Annotated in this window: 15 protein-coding genes; 3 read left to right on the plus strand and 12 right to left on the minus strand. The window is 69.5% G+C overall.

Annotation, left to right across the window (positions count from 1 at the left end; all coding sequences use genetic code 11):
* Positions 1–18: 18 nt before the first annotated feature.
* The 12 genes from ispG to GA707_RS00315 form a co-directional block, all read right to left on the minus strand.
* The gene (ispG, locus tag GA707_RS00260; protein ID WP_152176433.1) at positions 19–1,179 is read right to left on the minus strand and encodes a flavodoxin-dependent (E)-4-hydroxy-3-methylbut-2-enyl-diphosphate synthase; all 1,161 of its coding nucleotides are present in this window, start codon (positions 1,177–1,179) and stop codon (positions 19–21) included.
* A 64-nt stretch (positions 1,180–1,243) separates the two neighbouring features.
* Entirely contained in the window at positions 1,244–2,602 is a 1,359-nt protein-coding gene (locus GA707_RS00265; RefSeq protein ID WP_152176434.1) for an RIP metalloprotease, read from the minus strand.
* A complete protein-coding gene (dxr, locus tag GA707_RS00270; protein ID WP_152176435.1) occupies positions 2,599–3,855 on the minus strand; it encodes a 1-deoxy-D-xylulose-5-phosphate reductoisomerase in 1,257 nt (418 codons plus the stop codon). Before dxr ends, GA707_RS00265 begins: the two co-directional genes overlap by 4 nt.
* Positions 3,856–3,918: 63 nt before the next feature.
* Positions 3,919–4,944: a DnaB-like helicase C-terminal domain-containing protein gene (locus tag GA707_RS00275; RefSeq protein WP_152176436.1), complete on the minus strand. Its 1,026-nt coding sequence runs from the start codon at positions 4,942–4,944 to the stop codon at positions 3,919–3,921.
* Positions 4,945–4,957: 13 nt separating this feature from the next.
* Positions 4,958–6,418: an NAD-dependent succinate-semialdehyde dehydrogenase gene (locus GA707_RS00280; RefSeq protein WP_152176437.1), complete on the minus strand. Its 1,461-nt coding sequence runs from the start codon at positions 6,416–6,418 to the stop codon at positions 4,958–4,960.
* A 31-nt stretch (positions 6,419–6,449) separates the two neighbouring features.
* Positions 6,450–7,487, minus strand: coding sequence for an agmatinase (speB, locus tag GA707_RS00285; protein WP_152176438.1), 1,038 nt, complete (start codon positions 7,485–7,487; stop codon positions 6,450–6,452).
* The gene (locus tag GA707_RS00290) at positions 7,484–8,761 is read right to left on the minus strand and encodes a saccharopine dehydrogenase family protein (RefSeq protein WP_152176439.1); all 1,278 of its coding nucleotides are present in this window, start codon (positions 8,759–8,761) and stop codon (positions 7,484–7,486) included. Before GA707_RS00290 ends, speB begins: the two co-directional genes overlap by 4 nt.
* 4 nt (positions 8,762–8,765) lie before the next feature.
* A complete protein-coding gene (locus GA707_RS00295) occupies positions 8,766–9,557 on the minus strand; it encodes an ABC transporter permease (RefSeq protein WP_152176440.1) in 792 nt (263 codons plus the stop codon).
* A complete protein-coding gene (locus GA707_RS00300; protein WP_152176441.1) occupies positions 9,557–10,480 on the minus strand; it encodes an ABC transporter permease in 924 nt (307 codons plus the stop codon). Before GA707_RS00300 ends, GA707_RS00295 begins: the two co-directional genes overlap by 1 nt.
* Complete coding sequence (locus GA707_RS00305) at positions 10,473–11,591, minus strand: ABC transporter ATP-binding protein (protein ID WP_152176442.1); 1,119 nt, start codon at positions 11,589–11,591, stop codon at positions 10,473–10,475. Before GA707_RS00305 ends, GA707_RS00300 begins: the two co-directional genes overlap by 8 nt.
* A 46-nt stretch (positions 11,592–11,637) precedes the next feature.
* Entirely contained in the window at positions 11,638–12,858 is a 1,221-nt protein-coding gene (locus GA707_RS00310) for a PotD/PotF family extracellular solute-binding protein (protein WP_152176443.1), read from the minus strand.
* A 108-nt stretch (positions 12,859–12,966) separates the two neighbouring features.
* A complete protein-coding gene (locus GA707_RS00315) occupies positions 12,967–14,412 on the minus strand; it encodes a gamma-aminobutyraldehyde dehydrogenase (RefSeq protein WP_152176444.1) in 1,446 nt (481 codons plus the stop codon).
* Between the two features lie 227 nt (positions 14,413–14,639).
* On the opposite strand from GA707_RS00315, the gene GA707_RS00320 reads away from it, so the two are divergent.
* The 3 genes from GA707_RS00320 to GA707_RS00330 are packed head-to-tail and all read left to right on the plus strand — an operon-like array spanning position 14,640 to position 17,913.
* Positions 14,640–15,125: an Lrp/AsnC family transcriptional regulator gene (locus GA707_RS00320; protein WP_152176445.1), complete on the plus strand. Its 486-nt coding sequence runs from the start codon at positions 14,640–14,642 to the stop codon at positions 15,123–15,125.
* Positions 15,126–15,151: 26 nt separating this feature from the next.
* A complete protein-coding gene (locus tag GA707_RS00325; protein WP_152176446.1) occupies positions 15,152–16,561 on the plus strand; it encodes an aspartate aminotransferase family protein in 1,410 nt (469 codons plus the stop codon).
* On the plus strand, positions 16,558–17,913 hold the full coding sequence (locus GA707_RS00330) for an FAD-binding oxidoreductase (RefSeq protein ID WP_152176447.1): 1,356 nt from the start codon (positions 16,558–16,560) through the stop codon (positions 17,911–17,913). The genes GA707_RS00325 and GA707_RS00330 overlap by 4 nt, the downstream gene beginning before the upstream one ends.
* Positions 17,914–17,956: the final 43 nt, after the last annotated feature.

Consider the following 17,956-nt stretch of genomic DNA (forward strand, 5'->3'; position numbering starts at 1 on the left):
CCGCGCCCGCACGGAGGGTCAGCCGACGGTCACGCTCGGAGCCCCGGCGCTCTCCTCGTCGACCGGCTCGCCCATCTCCTCCGCGATCCGCATGGCCTCCTCGATCAGAGTCTCGACGATCCGGCTCTCCGGGACGGTCTTGATGACCTCGCCCTTGACGAAGATCTGACCCTTGCCGTTGCCCGACGCCACACCGAGGTCGGCCTCGCGCGCCTCGCCCGGCCCGTTGACGACGCAGCCCATCACGGCGACCCGCAGCGGCACCGTCATGCCCTCGAGCCCTGCGGTGACCTCGTCGGCGAGCTTGTAGACGTCGACCTGCGCCCGTCCACAGGAGGGGCACGAGACGATCTCGAGCTTGCGCGGCCGCAGGTTGAGGCTCTGGAGGATCTGCAGGCCGACCTTGACCTCCTCGACAGGTGGGGCCGAGAGAGACACGCGGATCGTGTCGCCGATCCCCTTGGACAGCAGAGCCCCGAAGGCGACCGCCGACTTGATGGTGCCCTGGAACGCCGGACCGGCCTCGGTGACGCCGAGGTGGAGGGGCCAGTCGCCCCGCTCGGCGAGCATCTCGTAGGCCTTGACCATGACGACCGGGTCGTTGTGCTTGACCGAGATCTTGAAGTCGTGGAAGTCGTGCTCCTCGAAGAGACTCGCCTCCCAGACGGCCGACTCGACGAGGGCCTCGGCCGTCGGCTTGCCGTACTTCTCGAGGAGACGCTTGTCGAGCGAGCCGGCGTTCACGCCGATCCGGATCGAGACTCCCGCCTCCTTGGCGCGGCGGGCGATCTCGCCGACCTGGTCGTCGAACTGGCGGATGTTGCCCGGGTTGACCCGCACGGCGGCGCAGCCGGCGTCGATCGCGGCGTAGACGTAGGCGGGCTGGAAGTGGATGTCGGCGATGACGGGGATCTGCGACTTACGCGCGATCGCCGGGAGGGCCTCGGCGTCGTCGCGGCTCGGGCAGGCCACCCGGACGATGTCGCACCCGGACGCGGTGAGCTCGGCGATCTGCTGCAGGGTCGCGTTGATGTCCGTCGTCGGGGTCGTCGTCATCGACTGGACCGAGACCGGCGCATCGCCTCCGACCTCGACCTTGCCGACCTTGATCTTGCGGGACGTGCGTCGTGGAGCCAGAGTGGGCGGCGGAAGTGCGGGCATACCGAGACCAACAGTCATGCGCACCAGTATCCCAGGCGTGACGCCCTGCTCCGACCTGAGCGAATCGGCGTCGTGGGTGGGGTCACCCCAGCTTGACCGGGTTGACCAGGTCCGCGTAGATGAGCAGCACCGCCATCCCGATGAGGACGACCGAGACGGCGTACGCGAGCGGGAGCGCCTTGGCCACATCGACCGGGCCGGGGTCCGGGAGGCCCCTGGCACGCGCATACCCCTTCTTGACGGCCTCCCACAGCGCGCCCGCGACGTGGCCACCGTCCAAGGGCAGGAGCGGGATGAGGTTGAACACGAACAGCGCGATGTTCAGCCCCGCGAGGAGCAGGATCAGAGTGGCGAACCGCTGCTGCGGAGTCTCGAAGAGCGTGATCTCGCCGGAGGCGACCTCACCCGCGATGCGACCGACACCCACGACCGACACCGGGCTCTCGAGATCACGCTCGGCGCCGCTGAAGGCGGCCTGGTAGACCCCGACCATCCGCTGCGGGAGCTGGGCGACGACCTCGGCGGTGCCGCTGACCATCTCCCAGGCGATGCCCGGGACGACCGTCGGGCTCTGCCGCTCGATCTCGGTCACGGGACCACTCGCGATGCCGAGGAAGCCGGTGTCGACGAGCACGGGTTCGCCCGAGGCGTCGAGCACGGGCTCACCTTGCTCGTCCAGCTCCGGCAGCTCGTTCGTGATCGGCGTGGCGGTCAGGGTGAGCGTCTCGCCGTCCCGCTCGACGACGATGTCCGTCGGCATCCCCGACCGGGGCCGGATGAGGGTGGAGACGTCCCGATTGGTCTCGACCGGCTCACCGGCGATGGACCGCACGATGTCGCCGGGTCGCAGACCGGCCTCCGCCGCAGGCGTCAGCGGGTCCCCGGGCTCGCACACCCGGTCGGCCGTGGCTTCGGCGGCGCTGACGACGCACTCGCTGACCGTCCCGACGAAGGCGCCGGGCTTGGAGACCGCCGTGCCGTACGTCATGACGAGGCCGGAGAGCAGGATGAGCGCAAGGATGAGGTTCATCACGGGTCCGCCGAGCATGACGACGACCTTCTGCCAGGTCTTCAGCGCGTAGAACACCCGCCGCTCGTCACCCGGACGCAGCTCCTCGAGGGAGGCGGCCCGAGCCTCGTCGACGAGCTGGGACATCCGCCCGGTGCTCGACACCCGCACCTTGGTGGGGTCCTCTCCGCGCCGCGGCGGGAACATGCCGATCATCCGGATGTAGCCGCCGAGGGGGACGGCCTTGACGCCGTACTCGGTCTCCCCGCGGGTCCGCGACCACAGGGTCGGTCCGAAGCCGACCATGTACTGGGTCACGCGCACGCCGAAACGCTTGGCCGGCACCAGGTGGCCGATCTCGTGCCAGGCGATCGAGAACCCCACACCGGCCCCGACGAAGAGGACGCCGAGGACGTACCACAGCACGGTCATCTCTGCTCCTCTCCGTGAACGGGCCGACCGACCGGTTCCGAGCCCGCGACCAGGGCGGCCGCGGCGGCGCGGGCCCAGCCGTCGGCCCGCAGCACCTCCTCAACGCTCGGCGATTCGGATGTGCTCCCGAGCTCGGACCGTCCCCGACCAGCGTACGCCTCGACCACCCGCGCCACCGTGTCCACGATCTCGAGGAAGCCGATCGAGCCGGCGTGGAACGCGTCGACGCAGACCTCGTTCGCGGCGTTGTAGACCGCCGGGAACGTCCCGCCCTCGGCACCGACCTCGCGCGCCAGTCGGACCGCGGGGAACGCCTCGTCGTCGAGAGGGAAGAAGTCCCACGACTGGGCGACACTCCAGTCGCACGGCTCGTCAACGTCCTCGAGACGCTCCGGCCACGACAGTCCCAGAGCGATGGGGACCAGCATCCGAGGCGGCCCCATCTGAGCGATCGTGGACCCGTCGTGGAACTCGACCATCGAGTGGATCCACTGCTGCGGGTGGACGACGACGTCGATCCGGTCGAAGGGGATGTCGAAGAGCAGGTGGGCCTCGATGACCTCGAGCCCCTTGTTCACGAGGGTCGCGGAGTTGGTCGTGACCAGCCGGCCCATTGCGTAGTTCGGGTGGGCGAGCGCTTGGGTCGGGGTCACGTCGAGCAGCTGGTCGCGCCTGCGTCCGCGGAAGGGACCGCCACTGGCCGTCACGACGAGCCGGCGCACCTCCCGCGCACGACCGCCCCGCAGCGACTGCGCGATGGCGGAGTGCTCGGAGTCGACCGGCACGATCTGGTCCGGACGTGCGGCCGCCTTGACCAACGGGCCCCCGACGATGAGCGACTCCTTGTTGGCGAGGGCCAGCACCGACCCGGCGGCAAGCGCAGCCAGGGTCGGCCGCAGGCCGATGGCCCCCGTGATGCCGTTGAGGACGACGTCGGCGCCCACCCCCGCGGCGATCGTGGCGGCCTCCTCCCCGACGACGATCTCCGGTCGGTATGCGGTGCTCCCGCGCTCGCTCTGCGCGGCTCGGGCGTCGATCGCCTCGAGCAGATCCTCGGCGCGCCCCGCGGCAAGCGCGACCAGGGTCGCCCGGGTCGCCAGTGCCTGTTCGGCAGCGAGCTCGACGTTGCGACCCGCTGCCAGGGCCACGACGTCGTAGCGACCCGGGTGCTCGGCGATGACCTGGAGAGCCTGGGTGCCGATCGAGCCCGTCGAGCCGAGGATCGAGACGGTGCGGGATGACTGGTCGCTCACGAAGGCTGCTCTCTCGGTCGGCTGCAGGCGGTGACTCCGCCCCCGGACATTGTCCACCGCTCGTCAGCTCGTGATGACCCGCTCCTCGATGAGGCGCTCCTCGACGAGCTTGCCGTACGGGATGTACCGACCGTTGGCGAAGTCCTTGGGGAACTCGAGATCGACGTGGTCGAGGCCGTGCCGGTTCTTCTCCAGGGAGAAGACGCTGAAGCCCCGGAAGTGCTGGAGCCGCGAGAGGTCGTAGACGAGGTGCTCGCGGGAGACGATGTCGTCCTTGCCGGAGAGGACGAGCACCACGTCGGCCTCGTAGGCGAGCGAGGACGCCCCGCGCAGATGGTGCGCCCGCATCCGGTGTCCGGCGCCGAGGCTCTCCTTCTCGGCGGCCGAGACTGCGAGGACGGGGCACCGTAGCTCGAGGGCGAGGTCCTTGAGCGCCTCGGCCACCACGGCGAGGCGCTCCTCCTCGCCACCCTGGTGACCCGGGACCGGAACCTTCTGCAGGTAGTCGATGGCCACGAACGGAGGCTCGCCGGCCGAGGTGACCAGCGCCTCGACGATCCCGGCGATCGCCTCCAGGTCGGTTCCGGGGTTCGACTCGTGGACGGAGAGCCGGTCCGCATACGTCTGCATGGCTTCGAGCGCCTCCAGGCCGTAGGGGACCCCCGCCAGCGCCTCGGTGAGGGTGGTCGCGCCCGCCTGGGCCTCCAGGGCACGCCGCACGCCGTGGACGCCCGGCGCGAGCGCGGGGTCGTCGGCCAGTTCTGCGGCCTCGAGCGCGATGAGCCGCTCGAGCAGCGTGTTCGACTCGTGCTCGTAGGAGAACAGCACCGCGTGCCGCCCCTCGCGTGCGACGGTGCGCAACGCCTGGATGGTGAAGGTCGTCTTGCCCTGTGCCTGCGCGCCCGCCACGAGGACGAGCTCGCCGGAGCGCACGCCGCCGGCCAGTGCCCGGTCCAGGGCGTCGAAGCCGGTCGCCCAGACCGCGGCCGACGGACCCTGGCCGCGTCGCAGCGACTCGTCGGCCGCGTCGAGGACCTCTGCCAGCGAGTGCCGACGCAGGCCCTGCTGGTGGACGTGGCGGTCGCTCATGCCGCGGCCCCACTCACAGGGCGATCCCCACGTACTTCACCTCGAGGTACTCGTCGATGCCTTCGAAGCCCCCCTCCCGGCCGAAGCCGGAGTGCTTGACGCCGCCGAAGGGGGCGGCCGGGTTGGAGACGATCCCGGTGTTGATACCGATCATCCCGAACTCCAGCGCCTCGGCGACCCGCAGGACCCGGGCGTTGTCGCGGGTGAAGACGTATCCGACGAGGCCGTACTCGGTCGCGTTCGCCCGCGAGATGGCGTCCGCCTCATCGGTGAACGTGCAGACCGGCGCCACCGGACCGAAGATCTCCTCGCTGAGGCAGCGCGCGCCCGGCGGCACGTCGGCGAGGACGGTGGGCTGGTAGAAGAAGCCCTCCCCGTCGACCGGTGCCCCGCCGACCAGAGCGGTAGCCCCACGCGAGACGGCGTCCTGGACCAGCTCGTGCACCCCGTCGCGGGCCTTGGCGGTGATGAGCGGTCCGACGTCGACGCCCTGCTCAGTGCCCTGCCCCACCGTGAGGTCGCCCATCCGCTCGGCCAGACCCCGGGTGAAGGCCTCGGCGACGGACTCGTGGACGAAGAACCGGTTCGCCGCCGTGCACGCCTCCCCGATGTTGCGCATCTTCGCGAGCATGGCCCCTTCGACAGCGGCTTCGACATCGGCGTCCTCGAAGACGATGAACGGCGCATTGCCGCCCAGCTCCATCGAGACCCGGAGCAGCTGCTCGGCGGACTGTTCGACGAGCACCCGGCCCACGGCGGTCGACCCCGTGAAGGTCAGCTTGCGCAGGCGGGGGTCCCGGACCAGCGGCTCGCACACGGCTCCCGAGTGGGTCGTCGTGATGACGTTGACCACGCCTGCTGGGACGCCCACCTCCTCGAGGATGCCGGCCAGGGCGAGCATGCTCAGGGGCGTCTCGTGGGCCGGCTTGACGACCATGGTGCACCCTGCCGCGATGGCCGGGCCGATCTTGCGGGTTCCCATGGCGAGCGGGAAGTTCCACGGGGTGATCATCAGGGTCGGGCCGACCGGCTGTTTCATGGTCACCAGGCGGGTCGCGCCGTTGGGGGCCAACGCATACCGCCCGTGGACCCGGACCGCCTCCTCGCTGAACCAGCGGAAGAACTCGGCCGCGTAGGTCACCTCGCCGCGCGCCTCGGCGACGGTCTTGCCCATCTCGAGAGTCATGAGCGTCGCCAGCTCCTCCGCCCGCTCGTGCATGAGCTCGTATGCGGCGCGCAGCATCTCGCCCCGGTCACGGGGAGCGGTGCGTGCCCAGTCCGCCTGCGCGGCGACCGCTGCGTCGAGCGCCGCCCGTCCGTCCTCGACGGTGCCGTCGGCGACGCTGACCAGGACGGACCCGGTGGCCGGGTCGTGGACATCGAAGCGAGCGCCCCCGGACGACGCGCGCCATTGACCGCCGATGTAGAGGTCGGTGGGGACGGACTCGAGAAGGGACGTCGGTGTCACGGCCATGGATGCCAGCCTAGTGCTCGGATCGGTTCGGTCAGCGGCCGTCGAGGAGTGGACGGGCGGGGTCCCACCGGGTGCCGTCGCGCTCGTCCAGGCGCCTTCGAGCGATGGCGGACAGGGCCTCGAGGACCACGCGGTTGGCCAGGGCGGCGGTGATGTCGGCGTGGTCGTAGGGCGGGCTGACCTCGACCACGTCGATGCCGACCACCGGCAGCTCGAGGCAGATGCGGCGCACGGAGTCGAGGAGCTGGCGCGCCGTGAGACCGCCCGGCTCCGGCGTGCCGGTCCCCGGGGCGTGGCCGGGGTCGCACACGTCGATGTCGACCGACAGGAAGACGCCCTCGCACTCGTCCGTGGCGATGTCGAACGCCTCGGTCAGGCAGTCCTCCAAGCCCCGGTGCACGATCTCGGTCATCTCGAACGACCGCATCCGCTGCTGCGCCATCCAGTCCAGCGTCTCGGGACCGGGCCAGTAGCCCCGCAGCCCGACCTGGAGGAAGCGGTCGCCGCGCAGGGCCCCGGACTCGATGAGGCGACGCATCGGCTGACCGTGGCCCCAGAGCGAGCCGAACTCGATGTCTCCGGTGTCGGCGTGGGCGTCGAAGTGAATCATGGACACCCGCCCGTGGCCGAGGACGTTGGCCACCCCTTTGGCATCGGGATAGGCGATCGAGTGGTCACCGCCGAGCACGAGGGGGATGGCTCCGCTGCGGGTGATCGTTTCCACGGCCTGCTCGATCCGGCCGAGCGTGGTCTCGATGTCACCGGGCGGCAGCTCGACGTCGCCGGCGTCGACGACGCGGAGGTCGCGCAGGCCGTCCGTGCGCAGTGCGAGTGATGGGCGCGACCCGTCGTGTCCGAGGTAGTCGGTCCCGCGGATGGCCATCGGGCCGAACCGCGTGCCCGGTCGGTGGGAGGTGCCGCCGTCGAACGGTGCGCCGAGGATGACCACATCGGCGCCGGCGAACGAGTCGGCGTCGGTGAGGTCGCAGGCCGGAACCCCGAGGAAGGTGAAGTCCGGGCCGAACTGTTGGCCGTACCGGCCGGAGGACGGCGACCCGGACCCGCTCACCGCTCCTCCATACCCCACGGCGACCCGTAGCCCTGCGGCTTGGGAGCCGCGAGGAGCTCGAGGAAGGGAACGGCGTCGAAGGCCTCGGGTCCGAGGATCCCCTTCCCGGCCCAGGTGCCGCTCGCGAGCAGCTCGAGCGCCACGACCGGATTGACGGCCGTCTGCCACACGACGCACTGCGCCCCGTAGTCCCGCATCGTGTCGGCGTTGTCGCTCACGTGGTAGAGGTACACGGACCGGGGCTGACCGTCCTTGTCGCCGCCCTTCCCGACGCCGGTGACGAACAGTCCGGCGCACGTCTTGCCCTCCATCCGAGGTCCGATGGTGGCGGGGTCGGGGAGCACCGCCGCGACGACGTCCCGCGGGCTGACCTCGACACCCTTGACGGAGACCTTCTCGGTGCTGTCGAGACCGAGGGTGTGCAGGGTCCGAAGGATGCCGATCATCTCCTCCCCAAGGCCGTACTTGAAGGTCACCTTGTCGGCGTCGAGCCACCGCGGCATGAGGAGGACCTCCTCGTGCTCGACGTGCACGCACTCGACGGGGCCGATGCCCTCGGGGAACTCGAACACCTCGGGCTCGCTGAACGGCGGCAGCGTGTACCAGCCCTGGTCCTCGTCGAACTCCCGCGCCCGCTCCCAGACGACGGGCGGGTTGAGGCACTCCTCGATGATGGTCCACATCGAGAAGCCGGGCGCGAACACCTCGCCGCCGTGCTCGTCCCGGATGACGAGGTTGGCGCCGTCCCGAGTGCCGAGCTCGTCGATGTGCGAGAACAGGTGGTCGGCGGCGTACCGCGCGAACACGTCCGAGAGGCCCGGCTCGACGCCGATGCCCAGCAAGGCGAGCCGCCCGGCCTCCTCCCAGCTGCGCTCCTGGGCGAACTGCTCGTCCCCGAGCTTGACCCCGACCCTGCTGTAGGGATCGGTGGGGTGCCTCCTCGACAGGCTCATCGCCATGTCGAGGTAGTCCGCACCGGCGGCGAGTGCGCCGTTGAAGATCGGCATGACGAAGCGTGGGTCGACGGCGTTGAGGACGTGTGTGGCCCGGTGCTCGCGAGCCAGCGCGGCGACGGCCGACTCGTCGCTCGCGTCGACCTGTGCGGCGCTGAGCCGACTCTCACCCGGGCGCCGCGCGACCGCGGCCGCGACGGTCGCCCTGGCGCGCGCGAGGTCGTAGTCCGCGACGACGAAGGCTTCGAAGAAGTCTCGCTCGACGGCGATCTTGGCGGCGGCGTCGCCGACGCCCCCTGCACCGATCATGAGAACACGCACTGGATCATGCCTTTCGGTCACGGCGGGAGCTGAGCATCTGACCGATGACCACCACGGTCAGCGCAATGAGGAACATGACGGTGCCCACGACGAAGATCTCGACCGGGGTGCCGCGCTGGGCCGCCCCCCAGACGTACATGGGGAACGTGATGGAGGACGGGCTCGCGTTGAAGTTGGTGATGATGTAGTCGTCGAAGCTGAGGGAGAACGCGAGCAACGCGCCTGCTGCGATCCCCGGGGCGGCGAGCGGCAGGGTCACCCGCAGGAAGGTCTGGAACGGGTTGGCTCCGAGGTCCGCAGCCGCCTCCTCCAGTCGCGGGTCGAGGGAGCTGACGCGCGCCTTGACGGCGACGACGACGAAGGAGAGGCAGAACATGATGTGTGCGATCGTGATGTTGACCGCTCCCGAGGGGATCCCGGCCATGACGAAGAGGGTGAGCAGGCTCGAGCCCATGACGACCTCGGGGGTCGCCATCGGCATGAAGATCAGGAGGTTGGTGCCGGATCGACCGCGGAAGCGGTGTCTGCCGAGCGCGAATGCGACGAGGGTGCCGAGGACCGTGGCCACGAACGCTGCGATGAACCCGATCCGCAGGCTGAGGCCGAGCGCCTCGCAGAGCCCGGGACTGCCGCACGGGTTGAGCCAGGCCGCGGCGGAGAACTCGTTCCACTCGTAGTTGTAGCGGCCACGCGGGTCGTTGAACGAGAAGATCGCGACGACGAGGTTGGGGATGAGCAGGTACGCGAGCACCGCGAGGGCCGCGAAGGCCAGCAGATGGCGCTTGATCCACGTCATCACACCAGCTCCTCTGTCCCGGCCCGGCGCACGTACAGGGCGACCAACGTCACGATCATGATCAGCAGGATGAACGACAGCGCCGCGGCCTGCGGGTAGTCGAGGACCCTGAGGAACAGACTGTCGATGACCTGGCCGATCATGACCGTCTGGGTGTTGCCGAGCAGCCGACTGTTGATGTAGTCACCGGTCGCCGGGATGAACGTCAAGAGGGTTCCGGCCACGACCCCCGGCAGCGAGAGCGGCCAGATGACGTGACGGAATGTCTGCCACCCTGACGCGTACAGGTCCCGAGCAGCCTCCATGTAGCGCGGGTCGAGGCGTTCCAGTGCCGCGTACAGGGGAAGGATCATGAAGGGGAGGAAGTTGTAGGTCAGACCGGCCATGACGGCGAACTTGCTGTTGAGGAGCGTCCCGCCCGTGGTGAGCGTGAGCCACTCCAGGAGGTTGATCAGACCGGTCCGTTCGAAGAAGTCACTGACCACTCCCCCGTCGCTGAGGATGATGCGCCACGCGAGCGTCCGGATGAGGAAGCTCGTGAAGAACGGCGCGATGACGAGGATGAGCATGATGTTCTTCCACCGCCCCGCCTTCTGAGCCATGAAATAGGCGAGAGGGTAGGCCAGGAGAAGACCGAAGAACGTCGCGGTGGCGGCGTAGCCGAGGGAGCGGAGCAGCTGCGGCCAGTACTCCGACAGTGCCTGCGGGTAGACGCTGAGGTTCCCCGTGAAGACAAAGCCGTCGTAGACGTTGCCCTCCTGCAGCGACTGAGAGCCGAGGGTGACCATCGGGGTGGCGTAGAAGAGAGCGAGCCACAGCAGGCCGGGCAGGAGAAGCGCGTACGGAACCCAGTTGCGACGAGGGCGCTGCGCCGGGGCGGCCGTCGCACCGCCCCCACCGAGCGCCGCGCCGACGCTAGGCATCCCGCAGCCCGGTGTCGAACATCCCGGCGTCCTGGTCCTGACTCGCGTCCAGGACGAACTCGCTGCCGGGCTCCCACGACACGTCGACGGACTCCCCGACTCGGGCCCGAGGGGACCCGTCGTTCGGCTGGACCACGGTCACCTCATGACCCCAGGGGAGGCGCACCAGGTACTGCGTCGCGACCCCGGCGAAGGAGGCGTCGGTGACAGTGCCGTCCAGGTGGTTGCGGCCGCTGCGGTCCAGGCGCAGCTTCTCCGGCCGGACGCCGACGAAGACATCCCGGACTCCGGTCGGGATGTGCTCCGCGGCGACCTGGATCTCATGCCCGTGGCAGTCTGCGGTAGCCAGCCCATCACCGCCCAGCCCCGTGACTCGGGAGGTGAGCAGGTTGGACTGGCCGAGGAAGTTCGCCACGAACGTGGAGGCGGGGTGGTCATAGAGGTCCGCCGGCGGCCCGACCTGCTCGAGGTTCCCCGCATTCATCACCGCCACCGTGTCGGCCATGGTCATGGCCTCCTCCTGGTCGTGGGTGACGTGCACGAAGGTGATCCCCACCTCGGACTGGATGCGCTTGAGCTCGATCTGCATCTGGCGGCGCAGCTTGAGGTCCAGAGCACCGAGCGGCTCGTCGAGCAGCAGGACGTTGGGTCGGTTGACGATCGCCCGAGCGAGCGCCACCCGTTGCTGCATCCCGCCGGAGAGCTGGTTGGGCTTCTTCTTGGCCGTGTGCCCCAGCTCGACCAGGTCGAGCGCCTCCTGGGCCTTGCGCATCGCGTCCTTGTCACCCCGGCGCTTGAGACCGAACGCCACGTTGTCGAGGATCTTCATGTGCGGGAAGAGCGCATAGCTCTGGAAGACCGTGTTGACGTTGCGGCGATGCGCCTTGACGTGCGTGATGTCCACGTCACCGATGCGGATGGTCCCCGAGGTGGGGTCCTCGAGCCCCGCGATCATGCGCAGAGTCGTCGTCTTCCCGCATCCGGAGGGGCCGAGGAGGGCGAAGAACGACCCCTCCGGGATGGTCAGATCCAGGCTGTTGACCGCCGTGAACGACTCGAACTTCTTGCTCAGCTGCTCCAGGCACAGGTCGCCCGACGGGTGCTCGGTCACGGTCGTATCGTCTCCCTCGGTGGTGCTCGGTGGGGCGTAGGCGGCGTCAGCCGACCACGATCGCCTGGTACTTGGCGTTGAAGTCGGTCTCTTCCTCGTTGCTCAGACCGCGGAAGACCTGAGCCCGCGAGAGGACCTCGTCCGTCGGCACGATCAGGGGATTCTCGGCGAGCTCGGGATCCAGCTCGACGAGCGCCTCGGTCGTGCCCTGCACCGGCGGGATGTAGTTGACCCAGGCGGCCACCTCGGCCATCACCTGCGGGTCGTAGTAGTGGTCGATGAGCAGCTCGGCGTTCTTCTTGTGCTTGGCCATCGCGGGGATGACGAAGTTGTCCGACCAGAGCGTGAAGCCCTTCTCGGGCAGGGCATAGCCCAGGTCCGGGTTGTCGAACTGGAGCTGGACCACGTCACCGGTCCACGCCACGCAGGCGGCGATGTCACCTGACGCCAGCGGTTGGGTGTACTCGTTGCCCGTGAAGCCCTGGAGCTGACCACGGTCCTTGGCGTCCTGGATGACGGCGATCGCCTCGTCGAAGTCCTCCGTCGTGAAGCTGTCGAGGCTCTTGCCGAGCTCCATGAGGACGAGACCCACGGTGTCCCGCATCTCGGTGAGCAGCGTGACCCGACCCTTGAGAGCAGGGTCGTTGAGGAGCTGGTCCATCGACTCGACCGCACGACCACCGGTCGCCGCGGGGTTGTAGCCGATGCCGGCGAAGCCCGATTGCCACGGCAGCGAGAACCGGCGGCCCTGGTCGAACTCGACCTCGGAGAGCGACTCGACGAGGTTGGCCTCGGCATTGGGCATGTTCGCGTAGTCGAGCTCCTGCACGTAGCCCTGGCGGATGAGCCGCGCCACCATCCAGTCCGTGCTGCACCAGACGTCACGACCCGTGTCCTGACCGGCCTCCAGGAGCGGACGGACCTTGGCGTAGAACTCGTCGTTGTCGTTGTAGTCCTCGGTGTAGTTCACGGCGATGCCGGTGGCTGCGGTGAAGGCCTCGAGTGAGGGACGGTTGCCGGCGTCGTCGACGTCGATGTACTCCGGCCAGTTGGACCAGTTGACGACCTTCTCGCTGTCGGACAGGTCCTCCTGGGTCGCCGCGGCGCCTCCCGTGGCGGTGCCGCCACCGGTGCCCTCGCTCCCGCACGCTGAGAGGGCTGCCACGCTCAGACCGGCGAAGCCGAGCAGAGCAGTGCGACGGCTGACGAGCCCACGTGCGAGTGCGGCGCGGGCAGCGGGTGAGGTGAGGTCGGGCGTGCGTGTCATCGGTCGAATCGTGCCTTTCGTGGGTCGGACCGTGTGGTCCTGGCAGGTGGGAGATGGGTGGCAGGGGCGAATGGTCGGGGTCCGCCCGGCGGCGAGCCGGGCAGGGGCTCAGCTCTCGATGTTGGCCATGACGTGCTTGATGCGGGTGTAGTCCTCGAGTCCGTACATCGACAGGTCCTTGCCGTAGCCGGAGTTCTTGAAACCGCCGTGCGGCATCTCGGCAACGAGCGGGATGTGCGTGTTGATCCACACGCAGCCGAAGTCGAGAGCCTTGCTCATCCGCATGGCCCGACCGAAGTCCTTGGTCCACACCGACGAGGCAAGACCGTACTGGACCCCGTTGGCGTTCCGCAGGGCCTCGGCCTCGTCCGAGAAGCGCTGGACGGTGATGACCGGGCCGAAGATCTCGTTCTGGATGACCTCGTCGTCCTGCTTCAGCCCGGACACCACCGTCGGCTGGAGGTAGAAGCCGTCGCCGAGCTCGCCGATGCGCGAGCCCCCGGCCTGGACGCTCGCGTGGGCGGGCAGGCGCTCGAGGAACCCGGTGACGCGCTCGAGCTGGCTTGCGTTGTTGACCGGGCCGAGGAGCGCGTCCTCGTCGTCCGGCAGCCCGACCTTGGCTTCGGACGAGGCGTATCGGGCGAGTGCCGCGACGAACTCGTCGTGGATGCTGTCGGCGACGAGCACACGTGTCGCGGCCGTGCAGTCCTGCCCGGCGTTGAAGTACCCGGCGACGGCGATGCCTTCCACCGCAGCGTCGAGGTCGGCGTCGTCGAACACGACCACCGGCGCCTTGCCGCCGAGCTCGAGGTGGACCCGCTTGAGCTGCCGGCTCGCACTCTCGGCGACCTGCATACCGGCCCGGACCGACCCGGTGATCGCGACGAGCGCGGGCGTCGGGTGCTCGACGAGTGCGCGACCGGTCTCCCGGTCACCGGTGATGACGTTGAGGGTGCCGGCGGGTAGGTGCTTGCCGGCGATCTCGGCGAGCAGCAACGTCGTCTCGGGTGTGGTGTCGCTCGGCTTGAGGACGACGGTGTTGCCGGCCGCCAGCGCGGGACCGATCTTCCAGACCGCCATCATCATCGGGTAGTTCCACGGGGTCACCTGGCCGACGACACCGATCGGCTCGCGGCGGATCCAGCTCGTGTGTCCCGCCATGTACTCACCCGCCGACTTGCCCTCGAGCACCCGCGCCGCACCGGCGAAGAAGCGGAGCTGGTCGAGCATCGGGGGGATCTCCTCCGAGGCGGTCAACGCGTGCGGCTTACCCGTGTTCTCTGCTTCGAGGGAGATGAACTCGGAAGCGCGGTCCTCGATCTCGTCCGCGATCCTCAGCAGCGCCTGCTGACGCTCGCTCGGCGTCGACTGGCCCCACTCCTCGAAGGCTGTGGCCGCTGCCGCGTAGGCCGCGTCGACGTCCTCCGCCGAGCTCACCGGAGCCTGGGCCACGACCGAGCCGGTCGAGGGGTTCACGAGGTCGGTGGTCGCGTCACTGCGGGCGTCGACGAACTCGCCGCCGACGTAGTTCTTCAGGGTGCGGGGACTGCTCATGAGGGCGGAGGTTGCCTTTCGGATCGGCCGGGGTGGTGACCACCGGCACCGGCGTGAGCGGGTCGCCGGACAGAAGTGACCGGCGTGCCAACGATAGACCGCACACAACTGTTTCGGGAGGTAATCGGCGATAACATTCACGAAACGACCGCTCGACAGACGCCCAGCGACGGATTCCTGTGCGTTATGTGTCGCTCGCGTCGGGTTGCTGTGTCACGATATCCAGCATGCGACGCGCGCAGAACGGGACTCGGTCGACGGCAGACCCGCGCCTGGACGACATCTCCAAGGCGATCATCGAGGTGCTCCAGGTGGACGGGCGCGCCTCCTACGCGGCGATCGCCAAGGAGGTCGGGCTCTCTGAGGCCGCGATCCGCCAGCGGGTTCAGCGACTCCTGGACGCGGGCATCATGCAGATCGTGGCGGTGACCGACCCGATCCAGGTCGGGTTCCGCCGGCAGGCGATGATCGGCATCCGCGTGAGCGGGGACCTCGGTCCGGTCGGGGACGCGCTCGCCGAGATGCCCGAGGTCGACTACGTCGTGACCACCGCCGGGAGCTTCGACATCCTCGCGGAGGTCGTCTGCGAGGACGACGAGCAGCTGCTCGACCTCCTCTCGAGCCGAATCCGACAGCTCGACGGCGTCGTCTCGACCGAGACCTTCGTCTATCTCAAGCTCAACAAACAGCACTACAACTGGGGCACCCGGTGACCACCGGCCCAAAGGAAGCGGACCGCATGACCGACCAGACGCATACCCCCCTCGGCACCTCCTACGCGGAGGCGGCGCGGGACCACCTGTGGATGCACTTCACCCGGCACTCGGTGTTCGAGCCGACGGAGCGAGGTGGACTGGGGCAGGACGTCCCCGTCATCGTCCGCGGCGAGGGCCACCGGGTGTGGGACAGCACCGGCAAGGAGTACATCGACGGCCTGGCCGGACTGTTCGTCAACCAGGTCGGGCACGGGCGCACGGAGATCGCCGAGGCGATGGCGCGACAGGCGAGCCAGCTCGCGTTCTTCCCGCTGTGGTCCTATGCGCACCCGCGGGCGATCGAGCTCGCCGAGCGTCTCGCTGCCGGCGCACCCGGCGACCTGAACCGCGTGTTCTTCACCACCGGCGGCGGGGAGGCCGTCGAGACCGCCTGGAAACTCGCCAAGCAGTACTTCAAGCTGATCGGCAAGCCGACCAAGCACAAGGTGATCTCGCGCTCGGTCGCCTACCACGGCACACCCCAGGGCGCGCTCTCGATCACCGGCATCCCCGCCGCCAAGGAGGTCTTCGAGCCGCTCGTCCCCGGCGCCTTCAAGGTGCCGAACACGAACATCTACCGAGCACCGCAGGGTCTTCGTGACGACGAGAAGGCTTTCGGGCTCTGGGCGGCGGACCGGATCGGTGAGGCCATCGAGTTCGAGGGTCCCGACACCGTGGCGGCCGTCTTCCTCGAGCCGGTGCAGAACTCGGGCGGCTGCTTCCCGCCGCCGCCGGGATACTTCGAACGGGTCCGCGAGATCTGTGACGAGTACGACGTCCTGCTCGTCTCGGACGAGACGATCTGCGCCTTCGGTCGCATCGGCTCGATGTTCGCCTGCGACGACTTCGGCTACCAGCCGGACATCATCACCACCGCCAAGGGCGTGACGTCGGGGTACGCCCCGCTGGGCCTCATGGTGGCCAGCGACCGGCTCTTCGAGCCGTTCCGGCACGGCACGACCAGCTTCCCGCACGGGTACACGTGGGGTGGGCACCCGGTGTCGTGCGCGGCCGCGATGGCCAACCTCGACGTCTTCGAGCGCGAAGGCCTCAACGACCACGTCAAGGAGAACGCCGGCCGGTTCCGGGCGGCGCTCGACACCCTCGCCGACCTGCCGATCGTCGGAGACGTCCGTGGAGCCGGGTTCTTCTACGGCATCGAGCTCGTCAAGGACAAGGAGACCCGCGAGACCTTCGACGACGACGAGTCCGAGCGGCTCCTGCGGGGCTACCTGTCCCGGGCGCTCTTCGACGCGGGCATCTACTGCCGCGCCGACGACCGGGGAGACCCGGTCATCCAGCTCGCTCCCCCGCTGACGATCGGGCCGACCGAGTTCGAGGACATCGCCTCCCGCCTGCGGTCGGTCCTCAAGGACGCCGAGCAGCACCTGTGAGCCGGCGCTCCCCGCTGTGGTGGGACACGGCGGGGCCGACCACCGCATACGACGGCGAACTCCCTCCCGCGGTCGACGTCGCCATCGTCGGCGGCGGGCTGACCGGTCTCTGGTCCGCCTACTACCTCCTCGAGCACCAGCCCGACCTGTCCGTGCTGGTCCTCGAGACCGAGCACGTGGGCTTCGGTGCGAGTGGTCGCAACGGTGGTTGGGTCTCGGCGCTCTGGCCGGTCTCGCCCGAGGTCGTCGCGCAGCGCCATGGGCGACCAGCTGCGCTCGACCTCATGGCCGCGCTGCGCGAGACGGTCGACGAGGTCGGCGCGCGTTGTGCCGCCGAGGGCATCGACGCCGGCTTCGTCAAGGGGGGCACCCTCGCGATGGTCCGGTCCGCGGCTCACGAGCGACGGGCGCGTGCCGAGGTCGCGCACTCGGCCACGTGGGGCCTCGGCACCGTCTGGCTCGACGCCGCGGAGGCCCGCCGGCGACTGGCCGCGGTCGACGTTCGCGGCGCGACGTTCAACCCCAACTGTGCTCGCGTCCATCCACGACGGCTCGTCGACGGCCTGGCCCGCGTCGTCGCCGACCGGGGGGCACTGATCCGTGAGGCCCGGCGGGTCTCGGGCATCGAGCGCGGCATCGTGACCCTTGACGACGGCCAGCGGATCGGCGCTCGGCACGTGCTCCGCGCAACCGAGGCCTGGACGTCGCAGGTGACCGGCCACGAGCGTGACATCGCCCCCGTCTACTCCCTCATGGTCGCCACCGAGCCGCTCGACGAGGAGCGATGGGCCTCCGTCGGCCTCGCCGCACGTGAGGTCTTCACCGACCACGGCCACGTCGTGATCTACGGACAGCGCACGGTCGACGACCGGATCGCCTTCGGCGGCAGGGGCGCTCCGTACCACTTCGCCTCCAGGATCCGCCCCGACTACGACCACGAGCGACGGGTCTTCCGCGACCTCACCCGGGTCCTGCACGCCATGCTCCCGCAGCTGTCCGACGTGGAGGTGACCCATACCTGGGGAGGCCCCCTCGGGATCGCGCGTGACTGGCATCCGTCGGTCGGCTACGAGGACGGTATGGGCTGGGCGGGAGGCTATGTGGGTGACGGCGTTGCGGCGACCAACCTCGCCGGTCGCACGCTCGCCGATCTCACGCTGGGACGACGCTCACCCCTGACCGGCCTGCCGTGGGTGGGCCACCGCTCCCCCGCGTGGGAGCCGGAGCCGTTGCGCTGGCTCGGCATCAACGCCGGCCTCCGGCTCGCGCACCTCGCGGACCGCGAGGAACGCCGCACCGGCTCACCCGCACGGCTCGGCCGGTTGCTCGGGCGGCTCACCGGAGGACACTGAGCGCCCGCCCACGTCGCTCCGGTCGGCGGTCATCCGGCCCGAC

The organism is Nostocoides sp. F2B08, assembly GCF_009184895.1.
Lineage (GTDB): Bacteria > Actinomycetota > Actinomycetes > Actinomycetales > Dermatophilaceae > F2B08.